Annotated in this window: 1 protein-coding gene; it reads left to right on the forward strand. The window is 76.6% G+C overall.

Features of this window, described 5'->3' with window-relative positions:
* Positions 1-2094 (forward strand): translocation/assembly module TamB domain-containing protein (locus HMPREF0731_RS19760; protein WP_007005985.1); only part of this gene is annotated, 2094 nt, incomplete at both ends.

Raw genomic sequence — 2094 nt, forward strand, 5'->3', positions numbered from 1 at the left:
GCTGGCGCCGGAGCCGGTGCGCGCCGTCGACTTCGCCATCGATGCCCGGCTGCCGGCCGGCGGCCAGCCGGAGCTGGCTTCGCTGCGCCTCTCCACCCGCGCCGGCGAGATCACCGCCCAGGGCAGCCTGGCCCGGCTGCAGGCCGAGGCGCGGCTCGCCCCTTCCGCCGTGCTGGGCGACCTCGTCCCGGCCGGCTTCGGCTGGCAGGCGCTGACCCTGACCGCCACCGTGGAAGACGGCGAACGCATCCAGGCCGCGCTGCGCCCGCAGGGCCTCACGGCGCCCGAGCCGCTCTCCGGCGCGCTCGGCCCGGCGCCGGAGGCGGATTACCGCGGCACGATCTTCCGCATCGACTCCCTCGATGTGCGCGGCCAGGGCGCGCGGCTGCAGGCCAGCGGCACGGGATGGGAGGTGCTGGAGCTGCACGCCGTGCTGGACCTGCCGGAGCTGCAGCGGCTGCGCCCGGAACTCTCCGGCCCCGCCCGGCTGGAGGCCTGGATCACCGGCCCCGCCGCCGATCCGGCGATCCGGCTGGCGGCCGCCAGCCCCGGCCTGGTCGCCGCCGGGCGGCGCATCGAGGCGCTGGATCTCTCGGCCGAGATCCCCTCGGTCAGCGGCCTGGCCGGCACGGTCCGGCTGACCGGCCGCGCCGAGGGCCAGCCGGTTTCGCTCGACCTGCGCGCGGCGCAGCAGGGCGAGACGGTGCGGCTGGACGCCGCCAGCCTGACCTTCGGCCCGCTGCAGGCCCGCGCCGAGGGCAGCCTGAACACCACCACCACCCGCTTCGACGGCAGTCTGGAGGCCGAGGCCGAGAATCTCGCCCCGCTCTCCGGCCTGATCGGCCAGGAGATCGCCGGCGGCTTCCGCCTGCGCGCCCGGCTGAACCCGACGCCGGACGGGCTGCAGGAATTCGACGCCCGCGCCGAGACGCAGCGCATCGCCCTCGGCGGCCAGAACTATGCCGCCAGCATGACGCTGAAGGGCACCGACGCGGCGCTGGACTGGCAGATCCAGGGCAAGCTGCCGCAGGCCGATGTGCAGGGCCAGGGCCGCTTCACCCGCAACGAACAGGGCATGCGCCTCGACATCGCGCGGTTCGAGGCGTCGCAGGGCGAGATGGGCCTCCGCCTGGCCGCGCCGGGCGCCATCCTGCTGCCGCCCTCCGGCGCGGTGCAGATTCCCGGGCTGCGGCTGGCCGCCCGCCCGGCCGGCAATTTCACCCTGAGCGGCAGCTGGGGGCCGGAGCGGGCCGATCTGCGCGTGGCGCTGGCCGCCCTGCCGGCCTCGCTGGTGAACATGTTCGTGCCCGAGCCGCAGCTGTCCGGCACGGTGGTGGGCGAGGCGCGCATCACCGGCCCGACCAGCGCGCCGGAGGTGAACGCCACGCTGAACGGCACCGGGCTGCAGGTCACTGCCCCCTGGTCGCAGGGCTGGCCGGCCGCCAGCCTGCGGGTGCAGGTCCAGCGCGCCGGCAGCGGCGCCATCCGCGCCGAGGCGGCCTTGCGCATGGGCCAGCTGGTGACGCTGGACGCCACCGCCAGCCTGCCGCAGGGCCCCGGCGCCGATGCGCCGCTGAATGCCAGCCTGCGCGGCAACGCCAACCTCCAGCCGCTGCTGGCGCCCAGCCTCGGCGGCGGCGCCAACCGCGTCACCGGCAGGCTGGCGCTGGATGGCGGCGCCAGCGGCACGCTGGGCGCGCCGGTGCTGACCGGCGGCGCCACCCTCTCGGGCGGCGACATCCGCAACCCGCTCTACGGGCTGCGGCTGACCGGCATCCAGGGCCGCATCCGCGCCGATGGCCAGCGCGTGGTGGTCGAGGGCATCACGGCGCGCGCCGGCAATGGCACCATCCGCATCACCGGCCAGGCCGAGCCGCTGGCGCCGGGCATCCCGCTCGACCTCGCCATCACCGCGCGCGACGCGACGCCGGTGCAGAGCGAGCTGGTGACGGCGCTGCTGGATGCCGATCTGCGCTTCACCGGCCCCTTGCAGGAGAATCCGGCGCTGGGCGGCACGGTGCGGCTGCGGCGGGTCGCGGTGAACATCCCGCAGGCCCTGCCGGGCGGCGGCGTGGCGACGCTCGGCGAGGTGCG

It is taken from the genome of Pseudoroseomonas cervicalis ATCC 49957, assembly GCF_000164635.1.
GTDB lineage: Bacteria > Pseudomonadota > Alphaproteobacteria > Acetobacterales > Acetobacteraceae > Pseudoroseomonas > Pseudoroseomonas cervicalis.